The 20562-nt window shown below is 32.3% G+C and carries 24 protein-coding genes and 1 tRNA gene; 9 read left to right on the top strand and 16 right to left on the bottom strand.

Going from position 1 to position 20562, the window contains the following annotated elements; translation table 11 throughout:
• Positions 1-5 precede the first annotated feature (5 nt).
• Positions 6-1103, top strand: coding sequence for a site-specific integrase (locus B8869_RS08000; protein WP_084231131.1), 1098 nt, complete (start codon positions 6-8; stop codon positions 1101-1103).
• Positions 1104-1160: 57 nt separating this feature from the next.
• Here the strand turns inward: B8869_RS08000 and B8869_RS07995 are convergent.
• The 3 genes from B8869_RS07995 to B8869_RS07985 all read right to left on the bottom strand — a co-directional run bounded on the left by B8869_RS07995 (position 1161) and on the right by B8869_RS07985 (position 3043).
• Positions 1161-1236 (bottom strand) — tRNA-Thr (locus B8869_RS07995).
• A gap of 75 nt (positions 1237-1311) precedes the next feature.
• Positions 1312-2400 carry a tyrosine-type recombinase/integrase gene (locus B8869_RS07990; protein WP_084231130.1) on the bottom strand — a complete coding sequence of 363 codons (1089 nt, stop codon included), beginning with the start codon at positions 2398-2400 and terminating at the stop codon, positions 1312-1314.
• 34 nt (positions 2401-2434) lie between these two features.
• Positions 2435-3043: a LexA family protein gene (locus B8869_RS07985; RefSeq protein ID WP_084231129.1), complete on the bottom strand. Its 609-nt coding sequence runs from the start codon at positions 3041-3043 to the stop codon at positions 2435-2437.
• A gap of 189 nt (positions 3044-3232) precedes the next feature.
• Between B8869_RS07985 and B8869_RS12250 the strand changes: the two genes are divergently transcribed.
• The 4 genes from B8869_RS12250 to B8869_RS07970 all read left to right on the top strand — a co-directional run bounded on the left by B8869_RS12250 (position 3233) and on the right by B8869_RS07970 (position 5303).
• Complete coding sequence (locus tag B8869_RS12250; protein WP_268802072.1) at positions 3233-3358, top strand: hypothetical protein; 126 nt, start codon at positions 3233-3235, stop codon at positions 3356-3358.
• Between the two features lie 330 nt (positions 3359-3688).
• Complete coding sequence (locus B8869_RS12245; protein ID WP_268802071.1) at positions 3689-3811, top strand: hypothetical protein; 123 nt, start codon at positions 3689-3691, stop codon at positions 3809-3811.
• 417 nt (positions 3812-4228) lie between these two features.
• Positions 4229-4648 carry a hypothetical protein gene (locus B8869_RS07980; RefSeq protein ID WP_084231128.1) on the top strand — a complete coding sequence of 140 codons (420 nt, stop codon included), beginning with the start codon at positions 4229-4231 and terminating at the stop codon, positions 4646-4648.
• Positions 4649-5084: 436 nt separating this feature from the next.
• A complete protein-coding gene (locus tag B8869_RS07970) occupies positions 5085-5303 on the top strand; it encodes a hypothetical protein (RefSeq protein WP_234989818.1) in 219 nt (72 codons plus the stop codon).
• Positions 5304-5355: 52 nt separating this feature from the next.
• Here B8869_RS07970 and B8869_RS07965 read toward each other — a convergent pair whose 3' ends face one another.
• The 5 genes from B8869_RS07965 to B8869_RS07950 form a co-directional block, all read right to left on the bottom strand.
• Positions 5356-6204: an IS3 family transposase gene (locus B8869_RS07965; RefSeq protein ID WP_234989794.1), complete on the bottom strand. Its 849-nt coding sequence runs from the start codon at positions 6202-6204 to the stop codon at positions 5356-5358.
• Positions 6171-6539: a helix-turn-helix domain-containing protein gene (locus tag B8869_RS07960; RefSeq protein ID WP_234989817.1), complete on the bottom strand. Its 369-nt coding sequence runs from the start codon at positions 6537-6539 to the stop codon at positions 6171-6173. The genes B8869_RS07965 and B8869_RS07960 overlap by 34 nt, the downstream gene beginning before the upstream one ends.
• A gap of 71 nt (positions 6540-6610) precedes the next feature.
• A complete protein-coding gene (locus B8869_RS12240) occupies positions 6611-6736 on the bottom strand; it encodes a hypothetical protein (protein ID WP_268802070.1) in 126 nt (41 codons plus the stop codon).
• A gap of 55 nt (positions 6737-6791) precedes the next feature.
• A complete protein-coding gene (locus tag B8869_RS07955) occupies positions 6792-7943 on the bottom strand; it encodes a YibE/F family protein (protein ID WP_084231126.1) in 1152 nt (383 codons plus the stop codon).
• 67 nt (positions 7944-8010) lie between these two features.
• Positions 8011-10158, bottom strand: coding sequence for a bifunctional metallophosphatase/5'-nucleotidase (locus tag B8869_RS07950; protein WP_234989816.1), 2148 nt, complete (start codon positions 10156-10158; stop codon positions 8011-8013).
• 181 nt (positions 10159-10339) lie between these two features.
• On the opposite strand from B8869_RS07950, the gene B8869_RS07945 reads away from it, so the two are divergent.
• The gene (locus B8869_RS07945) at positions 10340-11326 is read left to right on the top strand and encodes an IS30 family transposase (RefSeq protein WP_084229742.1); all 987 of its coding nucleotides are present in this window, start codon (positions 10340-10342) and stop codon (positions 11324-11326) included.
• A 63-nt stretch (positions 11327-11389) separates the two neighbouring features.
• On the opposite strand, the gene smpB is transcribed toward B8869_RS07945, so the two are convergent.
• The 6 genes from smpB to B8869_RS07915 are packed head-to-tail and all read right to left on the bottom strand — an operon-like array spanning position 11390 to position 17834.
• Positions 11390-11842 (bottom strand): SsrA-binding protein SmpB, encoded by a 453-nt coding sequence (gene smpB, locus B8869_RS07940; RefSeq protein WP_084231125.1) that lies wholly within the window; start codon positions 11840-11842, stop codon positions 11390-11392.
• Positions 11835-13967, bottom strand: coding sequence for a ribonuclease R (gene rnr / locus B8869_RS07935; protein ID WP_084231124.1), 2133 nt, complete (start codon positions 13965-13967; stop codon positions 11835-11837). The genes smpB and rnr overlap by 8 nt, the downstream gene beginning before the upstream one ends.
• Positions 13967-15136, bottom strand: coding sequence for a D-alanine--D-alanine ligase family protein (locus B8869_RS07930; RefSeq protein WP_084231123.1), 1170 nt, complete (start codon positions 15134-15136; stop codon positions 13967-13969). The genes rnr and B8869_RS07930 overlap by 1 nt, the downstream gene beginning before the upstream one ends.
• 13 nt (positions 15137-15149) lie before the next feature.
• Entirely contained in the window at positions 15150-16706 is a 1557-nt protein-coding gene (locus B8869_RS07925) for a UDP-N-acetylmuramoyl-tripeptide--D-alanyl-D-alanine ligase (protein ID WP_084231122.1), read from the bottom strand.
• A 7-nt stretch (positions 16707-16713) separates the two neighbouring features.
• A complete protein-coding gene (locus B8869_RS07920; RefSeq protein WP_084231121.1) occupies positions 16714-17472 on the bottom strand; it encodes an alpha/beta fold hydrolase in 759 nt (252 codons plus the stop codon).
• Between the two features lie 2 nt (positions 17473-17474).
• Complete coding sequence (locus B8869_RS07915) at positions 17475-17834, bottom strand: hypothetical protein (protein WP_084231120.1); 360 nt, start codon at positions 17832-17834, stop codon at positions 17475-17477.
• Between the two features lie 428 nt (positions 17835-18262).
• Between B8869_RS07915 and B8869_RS07905 the strand changes: the two genes are divergently transcribed.
• Complete coding sequence (locus tag B8869_RS07905; protein ID WP_084231118.1) at positions 18263-18502, top strand: glutaredoxin family protein; 240 nt, start codon at positions 18263-18265, stop codon at positions 18500-18502.
• Position 18503: 1 nt separating this feature from the next.
• On the top strand, positions 18504-18740 hold the full coding sequence (locus B8869_RS07900; protein ID WP_084231117.1) for a glutaredoxin family protein: 237 nt from the start codon (positions 18504-18506) through the stop codon (positions 18738-18740).
• Between the two features lie 47 nt (positions 18741-18787).
• On the opposite strand, the gene B8869_RS07895 is transcribed toward B8869_RS07900, so the two are convergent.
• On the bottom strand, positions 18788-19168 hold the full coding sequence (locus tag B8869_RS07895) for a hypothetical protein (RefSeq protein ID WP_084231116.1): 381 nt from the start codon (positions 19166-19168) through the stop codon (positions 18788-18790).
• A 129-nt stretch (positions 19169-19297) separates the two neighbouring features.
• Positions 19298-19813 (bottom strand): HutD family protein, encoded by a 516-nt coding sequence (locus B8869_RS07890; RefSeq protein WP_084231115.1) that lies wholly within the window; start codon positions 19811-19813, stop codon positions 19298-19300.
• Between the two features lie 84 nt (positions 19814-19897).
• Between B8869_RS07890 and B8869_RS07885 the strand changes: the two genes are divergently transcribed.
• Positions 19898-20461 carry a manganese efflux pump MntP gene (locus B8869_RS07885; RefSeq protein ID WP_084231114.1) on the top strand — a complete coding sequence of 188 codons (564 nt, stop codon included), beginning with the start codon at positions 19898-19900 and terminating at the stop codon, positions 20459-20461.
• The last annotated feature ends 101 nt before the right edge of the window (positions 20462-20562 follow it).

The raw sequence follows: 20562 nt of genomic DNA, 5'->3' as shown, positions 1-20562 counted from the left end.
AAACTATGCCATCAAAAAGAATGCCGAGCAATTCCAGCAAATGGTATTGCTCTTTTTATTACACAGATTACCAGGGAAATAGAAAGAGAAAGAAAAAAGAGGGTTTTGAAACTAAAAAACAAGCTGAAGAATGGGAAAGAGACTTTTTAAATAATATAGATCTATCCCCTAGCATGACTTTTCAAACCCTAACCGATAAGTACATGGAAGATATAAAACCCAGGTGTAAAATAAACACAATTACTACAAAAAACACCTACCTACAAGCCCATATCTTACCCTATTTTAAGGACTTAAAGATAAATGATATAAACCCCTTAATAATTAGAGAATGGCAAAATATAAAGCTTACAGAGCTTAGTCCTGTAACTAATAAGCCATACTCTCCGACCTATTTAAAAAGCCTTAATACCTTATTATCAGCTATTCTAAATTATGGAGTTAAATTTCATAACCTAAAAGAAAACCCATGCTTAAAAACTGGTAGCATAGGCAGCTTAAAATCAGATAAAGATATACAGATATGGAGCATTGAAGAATTTAATCAATTTATCAATGTTATAGATAGGTCAGAACTACACTTAGGCTTTAATATACTGTATTGGAGCGGTCTAAGAATCGGAGAGTTACTGGCATTAAAATGGTCCGATATCGACTCAGAGAGGAATATATTAAACATAGATGAATCATATCAAAGAATTAAAAAAGAGGACATTATAACAAACCCTAAGAGTAAAAAAAGCATTAGAAAAATAGTTATTATTCAATCAGTAATTGATGAATTGTTAGAATATAAAAAGAAAATATATAGCCCTGCAGATGATGAAAGGATATTCCCATTTCAAAAAAGAGTATTTGAAAAAGCTATAAAAAAATACTCTAAATTAGCTAAAATAAAAACTATAAGGGTACACGACTTAAGACACTCCCACGCATCCCTATTAATCCATAACGGTATTAATATCGTATCTATAAGTAATAGGCTAGGTCATGAGAAAGTATCAACTACATTAAACATATACGCCCATCTATTTAATTCAAGTGATGATAATTTAATAAAAGCCCTGGAAGAAGAGGCAGCAAAAAAGACATCCATTTTTTAGGATGTCTTTTTTTAGTACGATTTTGGTACGATTACTTTTTTCTAATCGTCGTAAATATGGAGCTAACGACGGGATTTGAACCCGTGACCTCTACATTACCAATGTAGTGCTCTACCTACTGAGCTACGATAGCAAACTAATTATAGGCGTTTCAAAACTATGAAAAACGGTAACAGTTGGTAACAAATTGGCAACTTATTGGCAACAATTACAAGCTATCAACATCATTTAACAAAATATCTTCCTGAATAGAATGGTAATTATCGGCTGTAGTAGAATAACTTTCATGCCCCATAATTTCCGTTTGGGTTTCAGCGTCAACACCCTTTAAACGCATTAAATCCGCCCCAGTATATCTACAAGAATAAGGCTTTAAATTGTCCCTGTAAATACCTAAAGACTTTAACATATTAGGAAAGTATTTTTTAGAATAATTAGATACACTCATTTTATTATCAAATTCAGTAAAAAACAAGTATTTTATATCATTTTTTAAAGCCTCATCATACAAAGACTTTACAATATCAATAATCTTTAAACTTAAAGGAGTGATACGAGCCTTACCCTTTTTAGTCTTAACACCTAAACCATAAGCTAAACGTTTATCAATATCCACATTATCAACAGACATGTTAAAAAATTCAGCAGGTCTTAAAGCGGTATAAATCATTATTAGAGCCTCTTCAACATGAATTCCTTTGCCCACGAAACTAAACATCAAGTTAATATCACTGCTAGAAAAAGTGCCATAATACCTCTTATCTTTTTTGCTAGTTAAAATAACAAACTTAGTATAATCTTTTTCGATAATATCATGCTTTATAGCATACTCAAAAATCAAACTCAAAACAGTCAGAATATATTTTTTAGAAGAATAAGCTAAATCCTTACCATTTCTATTATTAACAAGTCCGTCAAAAAAAGGCTGTAATACATCAATATTTAAATCTTTAATATATCTATCCTTTAAACCCTCATAACGTCTATAAGCTATCTTATAATTTTCAATAGTTTTAGGACTAACTTTATCATACTTTTCTACCTCATCAATCCAAAAATTATAAACATCATCAAGAGAATAATTTTTCTCCATCTTTTTATTGTAAAGTTCTTTCCAACCAAACAAAGCTTGTTCAGCCTCTCTCACAGTTGCAAAAGTGCCTAAACTAATACGCTTAAACACATTAGGAGCTACCTCAGTCATTGGCGACCTTGCCAAATAAGGTTTAGCCCTATTTCCACTTAACTTAGTAATAGAGCCACTGCCATTAGGTTTTTTTCTTCTCCTTTTTGCCATTCTATACCCCCAGCAATCCAAGCCAAAACTTTCCTCATAACTTTATCCTCGCCTCCACAACCTTGCCAATAATTCTAACCAGCAACCTTTCAATGTCATCATTAGTGTAAACCTTAGGAGTATAAACAGCACTATTTAAAGCAATCAAAACTATCCCATTATCTAATAACTCCACCTTTTTAAAAGTTGCTTCATCACCATTAACAAGCACAATAGCTAAATCACCACTATCAACACTATCCTGCTTTCTAACAATCACAACATCACCCTCAGCAAAACGAGGTAACATACTATCCCCCTTTAAGCGAACAGCAAAAAATTCCCCCTTGTCCTTCCACTCAATAGGAATTTCCTCATAATCAATTATTTCATCACTAGAAAAAATAGGATTACCAGCAGCAACCTGACTAAATACAGGTATTATGTATTTTCCATTATTTACACCCTCCATACCCATTAAATAATCCACTGACACATTTAATTTATCCGCTATTAATCTTAATAAACTTCCTTTGGGTTCTCTTGTGCCATTTATATATCTACTAATAGTCGCTTCAGTTATTCCAGTCATATCAGCTAAATCTTTTTGATTAATACCTTTCATATCTAACAAGTTTTTTATTATTCTTCCTGTACTTGCCATTCGTTTCACCTCTCTTAGTATTTATTATATATATAATTTCCTTTTGGTAAATATATATTGCCAATTTTATAATTTTTTATTAAAAAAAGGCTTGACAACATTTAAGTCGTAGCCTATACCCTGTTTACAAGGTTGACGAAAGTTAAATAAAAGCCTTGTAGCCCTCTTGGCTTAAAGGGGGTGGTAAAATTGGATAAGAAAGAAGAAAAAGAAAAGCCCCGCAAGGCTGAGCATTTAGAGTTAATAATCGCAGTTATTAACCTACTTACAACACTTGTGGGACTATTCAAAAACTTCAAAGGGTTAGGCTTTTAGCCTTTCCCTAACTCTTATCTATATTTTATATTTTAACAAATAAAGGAGGTAAACACAATAGAAAAAGAATACAAAACCACGGAGGCGCAACGTAGAGCCTCCGCTAAATGGAATAGTGAAAACAAAGATAAAAGGAAATACATGAGATACAAAAGCAACGCCAATGTTTTTGTTGAAAAATTGGGAAGTTTAGACGATTTAAAAGAATTAGAAAAAAAATTAAAAAAAAAGGCTTGACAACATTTAAGTCGTAGCCTATACCCTGTTTACAAGGTTGACAAAGTAAAGTAAAAGCCTTGTAGCCCTCTTGGCTTAAAGGGGGTGGTAAAATTGGATAAGAAAGAAGAAAAAGAAAAGCCCTACAAGGCTGAGTATTTAGAGTTAATAATCGCAGTTATTAACCTACTTACAACACTTGTAGGACTATTCAAAATCTTTTGGGTTGGGCTTTAAGCCCTCCCTAATTCTTATCTATATTTTATATATTAACAGACAAAGGAGGTAAACGCAATAGAAAAAGAATACAAAACCACAGAAGCTCAAAGAAAAGCTTCCGCCAGATGGAGCCGTGAAAACAAAGATAAAAAAAAATATCTGAGATACAAAAGCAACGCCAATGTTTTTGTTGAAAAATTGGGAAATTTAGACGATTTGAAAACTTTAGAAAAAAAATTAAAAAAAAGGCTTGACAATATTTGTCCATTGGACATATAATGCCTATAGAAAGTAAGAAACAAATAAAAAAAGTGTACCCGTACCTAGTTTGGCGACTGTAACGGATACACAAACAAAACACCGAAAGGGGCGTTTGTATACATATTATACATTATTTCCCTTTTGGTGTAAAGAAAAGAAAGGGGAATATTTAATATGGAAAGAACATTGTTAACTGAAGTTAGGGATTATTTAATTGAAAGCTTAGAAGGTAGAGAAGATATTATATGCTATAGTTGTGACTTAGCGAGTACATTAACAGAAGACATAAACCGTGATGGAGATGTGGAATGCGACACACATAGAACTATAGAAAAAATTAGGGAATATTGGTATGAATATTCTAGCGTATACGAATATACTAGAGACAACTGGGGTATTGAGGTTAACCCTTTTAAAGAGCCTGAAAAGTTTGACGTAATCGCCTATATTGCGATAGCTGAGGAGCTATTGTATAGATGTAAATACATCGATGAAAATTGGGACGAAGAAATAACACTAACTAAAAGTATTATTAAAAAAATAAAAAGACAACTTAATACCGTGGCTTTTAATTTAAAAGAATATGAATATTAATAAACCCGACCAATTAAGCCGAGAGGCTTATAAGGTCTACAGAAAACTAAAATTCAACAAAGCTTATAGAGATAAAATTTATAGGCAAAGATACACAAAAGGGTATACAGTAGAGTTTTTAAAAACTCTACTGCAAGCCCAAGAGTTACTAAGATATGAAAAGGAAAACACTGGACTATGTCGCATTTTTAATGATATATTTAACATCAAAAAGGAGAATAAAAATGAATAAATATCAGAAGCTTACAAACAAGGCTAATATACTTTAGTTGCTGAAAGATGGATAGAAGAAGTAGAAGTTGACGAAGTGGCGAAGTGGCGAAGCAGTAGAATATTTCGACACTTGGGAAGTATCAGAGTTTTAAATAAAACAGAAAGCCCCCCCCGGTAATTAAACCAGGGGACGAAACAAAACAAAATCTTCCAAAAAGAAGATATGAATATTATAGCAAAGGAGGTGAACACAATAGAAAAAGAATACAAAACCACGGAAGCACAGAGAGAAGCTAGCAGACGTTATAAAAAAAAGAACAGAGAGAGGCTAAAAATACAAACATATTTCAGCAATGCCAAATTGTTCATTAATGAACATGCTAACGTTGAGAATCTGAAAGAACTGCAAAATTTAATCGAAGAAAAATTAAAAAAACTTTAAAAATAGTACTGCAAAAATGATGTGTACCCATAAAACTGGACACAATATTTAATTAATTATTAGTGGATGCTAACCTATATTTTGTAGGTGGCATCCATTTTGTTTTTGATTGAATCCTTTCGTTGTTGTAATAGTAAATATATTCCTCTATTGCTTTTGAAAATTCTTCAAAAGAGCTATAACTCTTTTCATAACCATAATAAATTTCATTTTTTAATCTTCCAAAGAATGTCTCCATTATGGAGTTATCATAGCAATTACCTTTTCTTGACATTGATTGTCTTATGCCATGTTTTTTAAGCTCATTTACATAATATTCATGTTGGTATTGCCAACCTTGATCTGAATGTAGTATTAAGTTATCTAGTTTTGGAAATTTGTTAAATGCTTTTTTCAACATATTTGATATCTGATTTAAGTTAGGACTTAAGGATAGGTCGTAAGAGATTATCTCATTGGTATACATATCAAGTATTGGAGATATGTAGCATTTACCCCAAGAGAATTTAAATTCTGACACATCTGTGGTCCATTTTTGTAGAGGTTTATCTGCCTTGAAATATCTATTTATTATATTATTAGCTACTTTACCTACCTTCCCCTTATATGAGTGATATTTTTCCTTAGATCTTTTTCCAAATAGTTTTAGCTCATGCATTATTCTTTGAACTCTTTTATGATTTATGATATAACCTTGATTTATCAACTCCATATATACTCTTCTTACTCCATATCTTCCTTTGTGGAAGTTAAATATTTGAGTTATTTTATCTGCAATGTGACTATTCTTAATCTTTATCTTATCAACTTTATTTATTTCAAAATAGTATGTTGATCTTGGCATATCAATAGCTTTTAAAAGATATTTTAGTCTGTATCCTTCTTCTTTGAGTTCTTTGATAATCGCTGCTTTTTCGCCTTGAGTTGCGCAGCGTAACGTTCTTCTCTCAAGGCGATCTCTTTTTTTATTATTTCGTTTTCTGCTTTTATATATTCATTTTCTGCTCTAAGTTTTATTAGTTCTTCTCTTTCAGATTCATTAAGTTCTTTTGCTTTATGGATATTTTTATTTTTCATACTTGTATTTTTAGATTTACGACCTCTCTTTTTATTTACAAGACCATTATATCCATAATTTTTATACTTGTTAACCCATGAATAAAGCTGTCCATGATTAATTCCATATTCAACTGCTATAGATGTTATGGAATTTCCAGCTAACACTTTAGATACCATTTCTAATTTCTCATCAGGTGTCCAATTGATATTATTTCCATGTTTTAAAATTTCTGGTCCATGAAGTTCTTCTAACCTAACCCATATTCTAATTGAATCATGAAAGTTTTTTTCGTTGGTCCTTCAGGTGTATCAGGCCATTTACCATCTCTATACAATTGCACGCTTTCTTTTTTGATTTCATAACTATATTTCATAAAAATACCCTCCTTACTGGTTTGTCCAGTAAAGAGGGTACATATCAAAACTTGTCTATTTTTCTTTTTTGCAATAGTAGTGCGCACCTATGACCACTGTCAAAGGTATGGTCAACAATAGACCAATGCTACCTGCCATGGCTCTTATTATTTCAGTTGCTATTGAATCCAAATTTATTATCTCAATAAGCCTTATCTTGTAAACTATAAACAAAATTATCAAGTGAAGTGTGCTACCAACGTAAGCCAAAATTAGAGTATTGGACATTGAACCCAAAATATCTTTTCCTATGTTCAACCCTGATTTAATCATTTCATTTTTACTTATCGAGTTGTTTATAGATTTTAATTCATATAGCGAAGACGCTATAGAAATCGCAACGTCCATTATTGCTCCTATCGCACCAATTAAAATTGTGCCGAAGAGTATTCCCTCATAATTCATATCTCTATACTGAGGTATATATGCCAAACTGATTGCACTGTCTTCCGCAAGACCTGTGAGCCCCGCATACTTTCCAAATGCAACCGCCAATATCCCAGCACAAACAACTCCAATTGAAGTTCCTATTATAGCTACTGTTGTCTTACTGCTCTTTCCAACTATTATGTATAATGTGCCTATTATTGAAACTATCGAAATAATTATCGAAGTCAATAGCGGTGGATAACCTTTTAAAATTAGTGGTATGTAAACTCCAAGTATCATCCCCAGTGTAAAAATCAAAGATAATAAAGTTTTAATTCCACTTAGCCCACCGAACACACAAAGTAAAATTATAAATAGCGCTACTATAGCTATGACTTGTCTGTCTCTAACTTTCTCTTGAATTTGAACAGTATCTATTATGCCATCTTCTTCAGTAACTCTTAGTAGTAGCTTGTCTCCTTCTTTAAAGATATAGTTCCCAGGCATTATTCTTTCGATTGTGTGCTTTATAGTGAGTTCTTCACCGCTATATTTTCCATTTAGAAGTCTAACTCTTAAATGCTGATATCTTATATCCGCCTCTAGTGGAATATCTCTCTTTTCCCTTGTGTCGTCATACTCTATCTCTTCAACCTTTGCTTTCACAATCAGATAGTCCGTCTCGTTTATCTTGTCTTCATAGTACTTTCTCATTTCAGAATCAGAAGACAATTTCTCTGCGCTCACAAGATTTGGGGAAATCATTAAAATCATTAAAATTAAAATAAATTTTTTCATATAATCCTCTTTATTTAAAAAGAGAAAAGCCCATTAAGGGCCTTCCTCAAATAAATTATAAACTTAATTAAGCTGCTTTTTTAACTTCGCTATTTTGACCTACAGCTTTGATATAGTCTATAGCCTTTGGAGTTATCTTCTTAGATTCTTTAATCTTTTCAACTAATACATCTCTTATTGGCACATAAGTTTCATCTACGTTAGTTGCTTTGCTAAAGTCGTATCCGTCTCCACCTGTGAACATGAAGTCATTTGTAACTACTCTATAAGTTTTTTCCATTTCTATAGGGGTTCCATCAGTTAGAGTTATCTTAGTGATTTTTTCTCCATAAGGTTTTGCTGGGTCATATTCTACAACTAAACCACTGAATGCACCATCAGTTGTCTTAGGCATATCAATTCCGTGGTCAATTGCCTTGATTAGGTCTGCTCCCTTTAGATCCATTACAACTAAATAGTTGTCAAATGGCATAATTTCATATAAATCACCCATTGTTATTTGACCTTTTTCCATAGTTCTTCTAAGTCCGCCGCCATTTTGGATAGCTATTTGAGCTTTGCCTTTTTCTGCCATAACTTCACATGCCCAGTATCCTAAAAGTGTGTTTGAACCTTTTGTCTTTCTGTCGTGAGTGAATTCGGCAGTTGCTTCTCCAAGAAGTTCTCCCTTGATAGGTTTTAATTCTTCTTGAAGTTCTGTATAGAATTTTTCTGTTGCTGTATCTTTAATTATGTTGCTCTTAATTCTATTTCCTTCTAATACTTGAGTGTTGATGCTTACTTTCTTATCAGCTTCAACTTTAATGTCAACGTGTCCGATTGCTCTACCATAGCAATAAGCTTGTAGAATTGCTACGTCATTTACTTTACCGCTAACTGTTCTGTGAGAGTGAGCTGATAGAACAGCATTAAGTCCCTTAACTTCGTTAGCTAATTTAGCTGCACTACCTGTTATAGCTTTAGATTCTGAATTTTGATCTGAATCCAAGTGAGTTAATGCGATTATTATATCAGGAGTTCCTTCTTTTGCCTTACCAGCTTTTAGATAGTCAACCCATTCCTGAGCTGATTTTACTGGATCTCTAAATTCATATCCAGCGATATATTCTGCTTTAGTAAGAGTTGCAGTTTCAGGGTGAGCAAGTCCAATCACACCAATTTTCAAATTATTCTTTTCAATAATCATATATGGTTTAGCCCAATCAACTGGTTTATTTGTTTTCTTATCATAGATGTTTGATGCAAGATAAGTGAAGTTACCTTCCTTGCCCCAATTACCTATCTTGTCAGCTCCCCAGTCAAATTCGTGGTTTCCTACAGCTGATGCAGATATTCCCATACCTTTCATCATTGCAGTAACTGGTTTACCAATAGTTAAGTTTGAGTCACTAGTTCCTTGGTAGTTATCTCCACCTGATAATACTATTGTATTAGGGTGTTTTTCTTTAAATTCATTAACATAACCTACCATCTTAGCCATACCCATATTTCTCTTCTTTCCTGTAACTTCTTCACTTATATTTCCGTGGAAGTCATTAAAGTATAGAATATGGACTCCATCTTTATCAACTGTTCCGAATACAACTCCGATTTCCTTAGCTTTTTCTTCAGAAATTACATTAGTCTTTACTAAGTATTCCCCTAAAGTATATCCAGTGTTGTCATTCATCTTTTGGTTTAAAGCTCCCATTATATACTTAGCAGCTTCTTGTTTTGTTATCTTTGAGTTTATATCATCGTCTTTTGCCAATAATCCAATTTCTTTTGAAATCTTGTCAGCATCTTTATATGCCTTGTTTGCATCATAAGACAAGCCTCTTAAAATAAATGCGATAAATTCTTGCTTGCTTAAATTAGAATCTGGATCATAAGATTTTTCTGATTTACCCTTAGTTAAATTTAAATCATAACCTAATCCCGCATAACCTTTAAACCATTCAGGAACATCTGTAAAAGGATTTAATTTTACATTCTTTTCAGTTTCAGCTACCTTTTGAGAATATCCCAATGCTTTAAGAACCATTGTAAGTCCTTCTGCTCTTGTTAAATCACCCTTTAATTTAGCTTCTGTATTATCTTTATCAAGTAATTCCACTTTTTGAAGCTTTTCAACATCTGTTGGTTGCGCTGCAGCTGCGAAAACGCTTTGGAAACTTGATGTTAATAATAAAACAGACAGCAATAGTGATAATAACACTTTTTTACTATTTTTCATAAAACTCCTCCTTTGTTTTTATAGTTATATATTATCATTATTATCTCATAAAGTATACGTTTTCAGACAGTTTTCTCAAGATAATTTATCATAACAAGTGCAACATAAATAAACTCATAGCTAATCAGCTGTGTTAATATGTAAGTGACCAAACAAAACATATTAAAAGGAGTGATTAACTATGAGCTATAACCATCTTACCATAGAAGAAAGATCTTGTATTTACCAATTTTTAAATTTAGGAATGAGTATAAGGAAAATTGCACAAGCACTTAAAAGGTCACCTAGTACAATATCTAGAGAAATTAAAAGAAATTCATCTAAGATAAAAGTTAGTAGGGGAAGTTACACTAAGTACTTTCCGATAAAGGCAAATGATAAATATATTGATAGAAGAAAAGACTGCCATAGAAAAAGTAAATTTTCTAAAGATGTTATTGATTATTTAACTGTAAAGATTAACGAACATTGGTCCCCTGAACAAATATCAAATAGAAACACAAATGAGATTCATGAATTACCATCTACATCAACGATATATAGAATGATACACGCCAAAAAGCTGCCAAAAACTAGTATGAAAAATTTGAGAAGAAAAGCTAAATTTAAAAGGCCAGCAGAAAAAAGAGGAAAATTCAATGATAAAGGTAGAACAATTAAGAAAAGACCTAAAGAGATATACAGAAGGCAAGAATTAGGCCACTGGGAAGCAGATACAGTGGAATCAGGCAGATTAGATCATAAAAGGAAAAGTAGATGTTGTTTCGTAACTTTAGCAGAAAGAAAATCTAGATATTATATAGCAATCCTAGTTGAAAATAGAAAGTCGGAAAGCGTAACACCAGCAATAATAAATGCATTAAAAGATTATCCAAAAGAATTAGTAAAAACAATAACCTTTGATAGAGGTAAAGAATTTTCAGAATTTGAGAAAATAGAAAAAGAATTAGGATGCAAAACTTATTTTTGTGATCCCTATTGTGCATGGCAAAAAGGTACAAATGAAAATAGTAACGGACTTTTGAGGGAGTTTTATCCTAAGGGTATGGATTTATCAGAAGTGAATATTGATGAATTAAATTATAACTTAAGTTTAATGAATAATAGACCTAGAAAATGTATAAAATATAAAACACCTAAAGAAGAACTTTTTGGTCTCTTACCATAGGTGTTGCATTTGATTTGACAATTCGTCTCAACAAAAAATGGACAGTCAAACTGTCCACTTAATTTAGTATCTTTCTTTTAGCGCTTGTTGAATTTTTCTATCTGCATCTTTTTTAGCCATGGTATCTCTCTTATCATAAAGTTTCTTACCTTTGGCAACTGCCAATTCCATCTTCACTCTACCATTTTTTAAATATAGTTTTAATGGAACTAATGTATTACCCTTTATAGTCAATTCTTTTTCAAGTTTTCTGATTTCAGTTCTATTTAAAAGAAGTTTTCTCTTTCTCATAGGGTCTACATTAAAAATATTTCCCTGTTCATAAGGTGATATATGCATACCTTCAACAAACACTTCTCCACCAGATATAGAAGCATAGGAATCTTTTAAGTTGGCCTTGCCTTGTCTTAGAGACTTGACTTCAGTTCCCACAAGCACTATTCCAACTTCAAGAGTATCTTGGATAAAATAATCATGCCTTGCCTTTCTATTGCTGGCAATTGTGTTATCACTCATCTTCTCCACTCCTATCTTCTTTAGGAAGATTTATGTCAATGTCTTTAATATCTTCTGTCACTATAAAATCAACTGTACCCTTTAGAGTGTTAGCTCCCACAACTTTTATCATAACTCTGTCGCCTATGTCGTATACTTTTCCCGTATCTCTTCCTATGGCTTTAAAGTTGTCCGCATCATATTCAAAATAATCGTCCATATCTTGGTATGAAATCAAGCCTTCTATAGTGTTTTCAAGTTGTGCAAACATTCCAAAACTTGTGATTGAAGTTATAATTGCCGGATATTCTTCGCCTATTCTCTCTTCCATATACTCTGCAAATTTAACAGACTCTACAGTTCTCTCTGCATCTTGAGCAAGTCTTTCCATTGCAGATACATGGTCAGCTATTTCAGGCAACACAACTTCTAAATATCTAAGTCTGCCGTCTGTCAGCTTGCCCTTTATAACGTCTTTCATTATTCTGTGAATTGTCAAATCAGCATAACGTCTTATTGGCGATGTGAAATGTGAGTAGTACTTAGCCGCAAGTCCAAAGTGTATATCATTAAGTTCTGAATACTTAGCTTTCATAAGACTTCTAAGTGCTATTGTTGAAACGAAAAGTTCTTCATCTTTTCCCTTAACACTCTCTATTAAATTTTGGAAATCCTTAGATTCCATATTTTGTGTGTTTAATTTTAATCCCAAGTGTCTCAAAATCTTGTTTAAATTTTCAACTCTCTCTGCATCTGGTTTTTCATGTATACGGTATAAGAAAGGAATCTCCATCCAGAAATATTCTTCTGCCACAACTTCGTTTGTTATCAGCATAAATTCTTCTATTAATTTATCTGCTGTTCTTCTCTCTCTCTTTCTCACATCAACTGGTTTACCATTTTCATCTACGTCGATATATGCTTCAGGGAAGTCGAAATCAATTGAGCCTCTTTCCATTCTCTTTTTTCTAAGTTTTAAAGCAAGCTCATTCATCTTAGTTAAGTCTTCTTCTAAGCCCTTAATAGATTCGTGAACTACTCCATTTTCCAAAAAGTCACTTACATTTGTATATACAAGTCTCTTATTTGAATTTATAACTGTGTTCATGACTTTATGGCCTACTAATTTTGCATTTTTATCAAAGTCCATGTATACAGAAAATGCTAATCTGTCCACATTTTCATTTAGTGAACAAATCCCGTTTGAAAGTTCTTCGGGAAGCATAGGTATTACTTTATCTACTAAATAATAAGAGTTTCCTCTCTTGTAAGCTTCTTTATCTATTTCATCTGATTCTTTCACATAGTGGCTCACGTCAGCTATGTGAACCCAAAGTCTCAACTTACCATCTATTTCTTCAATTGAAATAGCATCGTCAAAGTCTTTTGAATCTGCTCCATCAATGGTAAAAGTAGTCAACTCTCTTAAGTCTTTTCTTCCAGCCATATCTTTTACAGTAACTTTTTGAGGTATTTCTCTTGCTGCTGATTTGACTGCTTTAGAAAATTCTGTAGGTATCTCCATATCACGTGCGATACTTAGTATATCCACACCTTTTTCGCCCTTATATCCTAAGATTTCTACAATCATTCCCTCTGGTTTTTTACCTTCTTCAGGCCATTTTTTTATTTTAACTACTACTTTTTGATTGTCCTGAGCTCCGCCTGTGTCTTTTTTGGCAATGTATATATCAAAAGCTATCTTGTCATCATCAGGCACAACAAATCCAAATGTTTCTTTCTTTTGAAAAGTTCCGACAACAGTCTTATTCCCTCTATCAATTATTTGTATTACTTTACCTTCAAGAGAATGTCCTGTTGAACCTTCTAAAACTTTAACCAAAACCTCGTCGCCATTTAATGCTGAAGATAAATTCTTTTGAGATATGAATACATCCTCGTCAGCTTGAAGTAAAAATCCAAATCCTCTTTCATTGCCTTGAATTTTACCTCTTCTATATTTTTGCCCATCTATAGGGATGTATTTTTGTCCGTCAAAAAACACTCTTCCATCTTTTTCCAATGTCTTCAAAATTTTGTCAAATGCAGATCTCTCTTGCTTTCCTATTTCAAATACCTTGTAAATTTTGTCCTTCGTCATCGGACTTGAGTCTTTTAACCTGTCGTATACTTTATCAATTATCATTATAATTTTGCTCCATATGTCGTCTTCTTTAGAAGATCTGAATCGTAAGAAGTTATATTCTTTGCCTTTTGATTAAACCTCTTATATGCCAATTCAATTAATTTATTTATCTCTTCAGTAAAGCTCATTCCGCTCACTTCAAATAAGTAAAAAGAAATTGAACCTGGAAGTGTATTTATTTCGTTTACATAGACTTTATCGTTGTCTAGTAAGAAATCTATTCTTGCAACTCCCATACCGTCTATAGCTCTAAAAGCTACTTTTGCATAGTTTTGAATTTGATTTTTTATATCTTCTGTTACATCTGCAGGTAGTTTTTTAGATTGATTTGCCATACCATCCATTTTTGAACCACCTTTAGAACCTGATATATATTTTTCATCAAACTTCAAAAAGTCTTTCCAACCGATAGGTTCTTCAAGTTCTGAAACTTGTAAATCATTTTGATATCCAAGCACTGCAGCATTTATCTCACGTGGATTGTCCACTGCTTTTTCAATTATTATCTTTCTGTCGTATGAAGCTGCAACTTTTATAGCTTCAATTAATTCTTCTCTGTTCTTTACTTTTGAAATTCCTATTGATGAACCCAAATTAGCTGGCTTTACAAATAAGTTATACCCTATCTCTTCTGCTTTACTAATTATCTCATCTTGATTTTCAAAATCCTCTCTGTAGAAATAGAAGTATGGTGTCATAGGTATTCCCTCAGATTCGAAAACTTTCTTCATGATTACCTTGTCCATTCCAACTGCAGCACTCATAACTCCACAGCCAACGTATGGAACTGCTGTTGTTTCAAGCATACCTTGGAAGCATCCATCTTCTCCATAAGTGCCGTGTAGAGCCGGGAATACACAGTCTACTTTTAAGTATCTTTCAAGAGATGTAGTTTCTTTTCCAAACAATCCACCCTTTTGAGTTACCTCTCTGTATAAGTATTGGTCATTCGGTTTAAAGAATACTTCAAAAGTTTCGCTAAAGTCACCTTGTTTAAATGTCTTGAAATTCTTTAAGCTCTCTCCGCACAAGAATTTTCCTTCTTTTGTAACATAAAGAGGTACGGCATTGTACTTCTTATCCATATTTTCTACAACTTGCATTCCTGTTATAACTGACACTTCATGTTCAACAGATCTTCCACCAAAAACTACTACTATATTTTCCATTTTTTCCTCCTAATCAGCTTTCACTATAATTGTCCGGTAAGTCATTTTCAAATAATACAATGTCTCCTGGCTTAGTTAATCTGCCCAGCACTTCAGTAGCTTTTGTCAACGATTCAACTACAAATGTGTTTTCTTTATTAAACCCGGATTTTTCCAGACCTCTTTGAATAGGTTTAGTTCTATTTGGCCCAACTAAAATTACATAGTCACAAACTTTTGCAATTTCAGATGCCACTTTTTCATTCTCTTCTTCTTCAATATCTCCAAGCTCGACCATACCCGGAGTTATAATTATCTTTCTTCCGCTCTTAAATTCATTTAAAACATCAAGCGCCGCTCTGAACCCAACAGGGTTGGAGTTAAAAGCATCGTCAATTACTATTACACCAGTTCCGCTGTCCACTATGTTTAGTCTGTGCTCAACCGGTTCAACCTTTTTAATTCCTCTGCTAAGTTGTTCTAAGCTAAGTCCAAGGACATATCCCGCACAAGCTGAAGCAAGTAGATTTGATATGTTGTGAACTCCCAAAAGTTTACTTTCGCACTCTATCTCTCCGACTTCTCTTATCCCAAGTATAAACTTAGAGCCATTTTCATCAACTGTTATATTCTTTGCATAGACATCTAATTTTTCTATATCTTTTATTCCATAGTTGATAGTTCTTATTTTTGTCTTATCAGATAGTGGCTTTACATAGTCGTTGTCATAATTGAATATAGCAACTCCGTCTTCAGGCAAATTTTCTATCAACTCATACTTTGTCTTTTGTATTGTCTCTATTGTTTTAAAAAGGTGCATGTGAGTAGGCCCGATTGCTGTTATTATTCCAATATCAGGTTGAACAAGCTTTGCAACCTCGTCTATCTCGCCCTTTTTCTTCGCTCCAAGCTCCGCAATAAACACTTCGTAGCTCTTGTCTAAGTCATTATTGATAACTTTTGAAAGACCCATAGGAGTATTGTAAGATGATGGAGTGTTTTTAACTCTAAGTCCCTCTGAAAGAACTGTATCAGAAATAAACTTTACAGAAGTCTTTCCAAAAGAACCTGTTATCCCCAAGACCTTTAGCCCGTCTTTTTTCAATTCTCTTATCTTTCCTTGGGCATTGGTATAAAATCCCATATTGATTTTTTCTTCCACAGGAACTTGCTTGTTGTTTGAAATTTCAAGCACCTTGTATTGGTAGTAATATAAAATAATATTAACTAAAACTAAGAAAGCAAAACCTAATATTGGATTTATTAGAAAAGCAACAAACCCGACAATTAATATAACCGCTATAAATATTATATTTGTAGCTTGGTGTCTCTTTAAAAGTCTCTTAGCTCTATCAGTCCAAACAAGTGGTGATTTAACTTCTGTTGCCTGTTCATATACAAACTTATTCATCTTAGCTTTGTTTTCAGCAACCCACTTTATATATTCTTCTGTCTCATATCCTTCAAGTTGAAGCATGTGAATTGGAAATTCACTTCTCTTTGTAATCAATTTATAATTTAATGCAGAAACCACTATCCCTATTACAAAGTATATAATCGTCCCTATCATCATATTTTCAAAAATATTCATAACTCTCCTATCCTAAAAATGATTTTAAAACTGCGCTAAACGTTCCATAATCATCTATATAGCTAAAATGACCGCCATCCAACACAACCAATCCAGAATCTTTTATCTTCTGTTCAAATATCTTTGCCATATAAAGTGGCGTTGCATCATCTGTCTCGCCCCAAACTAAAAGTGTAGGAGCTTCTATCTTTTCAAAATACTCTTCAGTCGACTCATTTACAACTTTCACAAAAGTCTTTCTCATTATTCCCTGAGACGCTTGATAGTCATCTGAACCGTATTTTTTATAGAACTTTTCAAGTCTCTCGTCCTTATCTCCACTTAAAAAAGTAGTATATATCTTTCTCAAAAGTTTAAAAGAGTATACCTTAAAATAATATTTTAAACTTCTCTTAGGTAGCACTCCCGAAGCATCTATCAAAACTAATTTTTCTACCATCTCCGGATGTTTAGCTGCGAAGATACTAAGAGTTTTCCCTCCAAAAGAATGTCCTATAAAAGTTGCTTTTTTTATATCCATAGCCTTTAAGAAACGCACCAAGAGCTCCTCATAGTCATGAGTGCCCCAAACTTCCCTCGGCTCTTCTGAATTTCCAAAGCCGGCTGAATCATAAGCGTATATATGGTACTGTTGACTTACTGCATTTATTATCGGAACTACAGATTCTATATTAGCCCCCCAACCATGTAATAGTACTAAAGGTTTTTCTCCTGCTCTTTCAAAATATGCCACCCTAGTTCCCAAATCTATATATTTTTTTTCCAAAATTATTCCTTCTCATTACTTAAAAATTTATCTTCTTTTATTATCGTTCCAGAATTAGAATCAGAAAAAGACTTAACATACTCATATTTGCTCTTAATTGCCTCAACCCTTGCTAAAACCATATCAATTTCTTCTATAATCTCTTCAAAAGCAAATTCAGCATCATATCCCTTTTCAACCCTATACTTTTGCTCCCCCAACTTTTTATAAAGTGAATTTAACTTGTTCTCTTCCTTTGCAAGTTCAACTCTTAGTTGAGTTTGGTCTTTTAGCTGTTTTGAGTTCTTTTCAATTTTACTCACTATTCTCTGTAGATTATCTTTTAAATCTGAAACATTTTCGCTAAGATCATTAAATAACATGATTCTCACCTCTACTCGATTAATTATACCAAAAAATACACACTGTGCACTTAACTATGCTTAAAAATATGTAAAAATAAGCTTTTTATAACTAAATATTCAGATTTAATTTTGAAATTTATAAAATTATTTCTCTCTGTACTTAATTTCCAAATAACTCACAATGGCAATTGAAAAAATTAGCAGCCTTCTTATTAAATAATTGATAATGCTATTTATAACAATCCCAAAATACTCAAAATAAAACATTGCAAAAATATATATTCCAATATGAATAATTACGTTTTTTATGATTATATTTGTCCTGTCCATAATCTCTCCTAACTTTATTCAATTATACCATTTCAATCATTTAATCTATCTTCTAAATACTTTTTGTTTAATATCTATTTCTCAGGGTAAATAAATTAAAAGAGGTGACTTATAAAATGGAAAATTTAAGATTATTTGTTGGAACAATATGTCCTTTTTGTAAAAGGGTTGAAAAATTTATAGAAGATAATAAAATTGAAGGCGTTGAATTTGTAAATATTGATGAAGATGTTCAAGCAAGAGACGAACTTATTGAAAAAGGTGGCAAAAAGCAAGTACCTGCTCTTGATTTAGGTGATAAAATTATGTACGAATCTCTCGACATAATGAACTACCTTAAAACAAAAGGAGAGTAAAATGAAAAATCTAAAACTATATTATAAACCAACATGCCCTTATTGCGTAAAAGTATTAAACTATATGGGCGAAAATAACATTGAAACTATCGAACTTTTAAACGTCGATGAAATTGATGGCCTTCGTGCAGAACTTAATGAACGAGGTGGCAAAACTCAAGTTCCCGCTCTTGATATTGACGGCAAAATCATGTATGAATCTGATGATATTGTTGAATATTTAAAGGCAAATTTTTAAGAGAGTGTAATTACACTCTCTTAATTTTTTGTTATTGTTGATTGTTTCTAATTTTTATTGTCGCTTCTAACTACATCTTCTCCAGTAGTTATTTCTATTTTCGTATCTATATTTTTTATCTGTTCAGACTCTTCTTTTAAGTACTTATCTATTAAAAACTTACCCTCATCAGTTACGCCCACTTCCCCAGATTTTATTTTATCCATATTTTCATCTATATACGATTTAAAATCATCAATTGTAACTTCTTCAAGTTCAGTTTTACCATTTACAAAATACTCTCCAACTACCTTATCATTCTCTATGTAGGTTAAAATTGGATTTGAAAAAAGTTTTAAATCCTCTTTTTCAAATGTATTGCTTGTCTTTTTACAGCCATAGATAAATATAAAACAACTAATGAGCAATATTAGTTTATATCTTTTCATTTTTAGCCTTTCGCATTAAATATTCCCATTTTACAATATACTTACTTTAGTAATTCATGTACATCGGTATCACTCCTTTTTCCTTTTATACCCACAAAAAACTATATATAACACTCTTTAAAAAATTTTTTACTCATATAATTCACAGACTAAAATTTTACCCTTACCTGTTACTTCCGCCTCCTCTCCTATGTATGCACTCATTTTAGAATATTCCTCTCCATTTACTCTCATTCCACTTTCATAGAAAAATATTAAATTTCTATCTTCAATTCTCGCTGTTCCATCTACATCTAAAGAATACATTTTATTAGTAAAATCTTCTCTCACTATTAAATTAAAATCTCTTACCTTAGAATATGAAATTACCTCATCTGAACCAGAAAACTTATATACTTCAAATGGTTTTAAAATAACCTCTTTCCCATTTACCACCATCTTCAAATCTCCATCAAGTGGTGTTATGTATCTTGTAAAGCCATTATATGGAGTAAAACTAGAGCTGTCTAATTCACAAGTTGCCGTTGAAATTCTTAAATCAAAATTCTTGTCTTTAACACTTGCTGTAACTGGAGTTATTAAAATTTCTGAAGTTTCTCCTCCAGACCAATTAGTAGTTTTAAATTCTTCTTTTGTTAGTTTCATAATACCTCCTAATTAATTTCATATTACCACAATAATCATACTCAAATAAATACTTTTATGATAAAATAGCAACCGAGGTGTTTTATGGAATCTATTTTATCAATTTCTATAATTGGAGTTGGTCTTGCAATGGATGCTTTTGCAGCAAGTATATGCAAGGGGCTTACTCTTACTAAAAGAGATTTTTCTAAGATAGTTAAAGTCGGAGTGTGTTTTGGATTTTTCCAAGCTATAATGCCCGTACTAGGCTTTCTTTTGGCCAGTACATTCGCCGATAAAATAAAGAGTTTAGACCACTGGATTGCATTCTTATTACTTTCATATATAGGTATCAATATGATTAAAGAGTCAAGAATTGTCACTTGCGATATTGAATCTGGGTTTGATTTTAAATCTTTAACCTTAATTGGAATCGCAACTTCCATTGACGCAATGGCTGTTGGAATAAGTTTTGCATTTTTAAATGTTGAAATCTATTCTGCATCTATACTTATAGGTCTTATAACTTTTATAATATCTATGCTTGGTGTAACTCTTGGGAATATTTTTGGAATTAAATATAAACAAGCTGCGGAATTTGCCGGCGGAATTATATTGATTGCAATGGGTATTAAAATCTTAATAGAGCATTTATTTTTCTTAAAATAAATACTTTAAAGGCGAGAATTTCTCGTCTTTTTTATTTTTATTTTTAGCCTTATTTCTAACTTCAGCTCAACTAAATAATACCTACACATTGTTTGATAAAA

This window comes from Peptoniphilus asaccharolyticus DSM 20463 (assembly GCF_900176115.1).
Taxonomy (GTDB): domain Bacteria; phylum Bacillota; class Clostridia; order Tissierellales; family Peptoniphilaceae; genus Peptoniphilus; species Peptoniphilus asaccharolyticus.
Note: the sequence above shows the minus strand (reverse complement) of the source record. Positions and strands in the feature narration are given on the sequence as shown.

Bases quoted from the DNA above. Each gene is read 5' to 3' on its own strand.
- B8869_RS12240 (WP_268802070.1), bottom strand. From the start codon at position 6,736: ATGAAATATAGTTATGAAATCAAAAAAGAAAGCGTGCAATTGTATAGA.
- B8869_RS08000 (WP_084231131.1), top strand. From the start codon at position 6: ATGCCATCAAAAAGAATGCCGAGCAATTCCAGCAAATGGTATTGCTCT.
- B8869_RS07960 (WP_234989817.1), bottom strand. From the start codon at position 6,539: ATGGTATCTAAAGTGTTAGCTGGAAATTCCATAACATCTATAGCAGTT.
- B8869_RS07925 (WP_084231122.1), bottom strand. From the start codon at position 16,706: ATGAATATTTTTGAAAATATGATGATAGGGACGATTATATACTTTGTA.
- rnr (WP_084231124.1), bottom strand. From the start codon at position 13,967: ATGATAATTGATAAAGTATACGACAGGTTAAAAGACTCAAGTCCGATG.
- B8869_RS07890 (WP_084231115.1), bottom strand. From the start codon at position 19,813: ATGAAACTAACAAAAGAAGAATTTAAAACTACTAATTGGTCTGGAGGA.
- B8869_RS07905 (WP_084231118.1), top strand. From the start codon at position 18,263: ATGGAAAATTTAAGATTATTTGTTGGAACAATATGTCCTTTTTGTAAA.
- B8869_RS07885 (WP_084231114.1), top strand. From the start codon at position 19,898: ATGGAATCTATTTTATCAATTTCTATAATTGGAGTTGGTCTTGCAATG.
- B8869_RS07970 (WP_234989818.1), top strand. From the start codon at position 5,085: ATGAATATTATAGCAAAGGAGGTGAACACAATAGAAAAAGAATACAAA.
- B8869_RS07945 (WP_084229742.1), top strand. From the start codon at position 10,340: ATGAGCTATAACCATCTTACCATAGAAGAAAGATCTTGTATTTACCAA.
- B8869_RS07930 (WP_084231123.1), bottom strand. From the start codon at position 15,136: ATGGAAAATATAGTAGTAGTTTTTGGTGGAAGATCTGTTGAACATGAA.
- B8869_RS07985 (WP_084231129.1), bottom strand. From the start codon at position 3,043: ATGGCAAGTACAGGAAGAATAATAAAAAACTTGTTAGATATGAAAGGT.
- B8869_RS07980 (WP_084231128.1), top strand. From the start codon at position 4,229: ATGGAAAGAACATTGTTAACTGAAGTTAGGGATTATTTAATTGAAAGC.
- smpB (WP_084231125.1), bottom strand. From the start codon at position 11,842: ATGAGTGATAACACAATTGCCAGCAATAGAAAGGCAAGGCATGATTAT.
- B8869_RS07895 (WP_084231116.1), bottom strand. From the start codon at position 19,168: ATGAAAAGATATAAACTAATATTGCTCATTAGTTGTTTTATATTTATC.
- B8869_RS07915 (WP_084231120.1), bottom strand. From the start codon at position 17,834: ATGTTATTTAATGATCTTAGCGAAAATGTTTCAGATTTAAAAGATAAT.
- B8869_RS07955 (WP_084231126.1), bottom strand. From the start codon at position 7,943: ATGAAAAAATTTATTTTAATTTTAATGATTTTAATGATTTCCCCAAAT.
- B8869_RS07900 (WP_084231117.1), top strand. From the start codon at position 18,504: ATGAAAAATCTAAAACTATATTATAAACCAACATGCCCTTATTGCGTA.
- B8869_RS07950 (WP_234989816.1), bottom strand. From the start codon at position 10,158: ATGAAAAATAGTAAAAAAGTGTTATTATCACTATTGCTGTCTGTTTTA.
- B8869_RS07990 (WP_084231130.1), bottom strand. From the start codon at position 2,400: ATGGCAAAAAGGAGAAGAAAAAAACCTAATGGCAGTGGCTCTATTACT.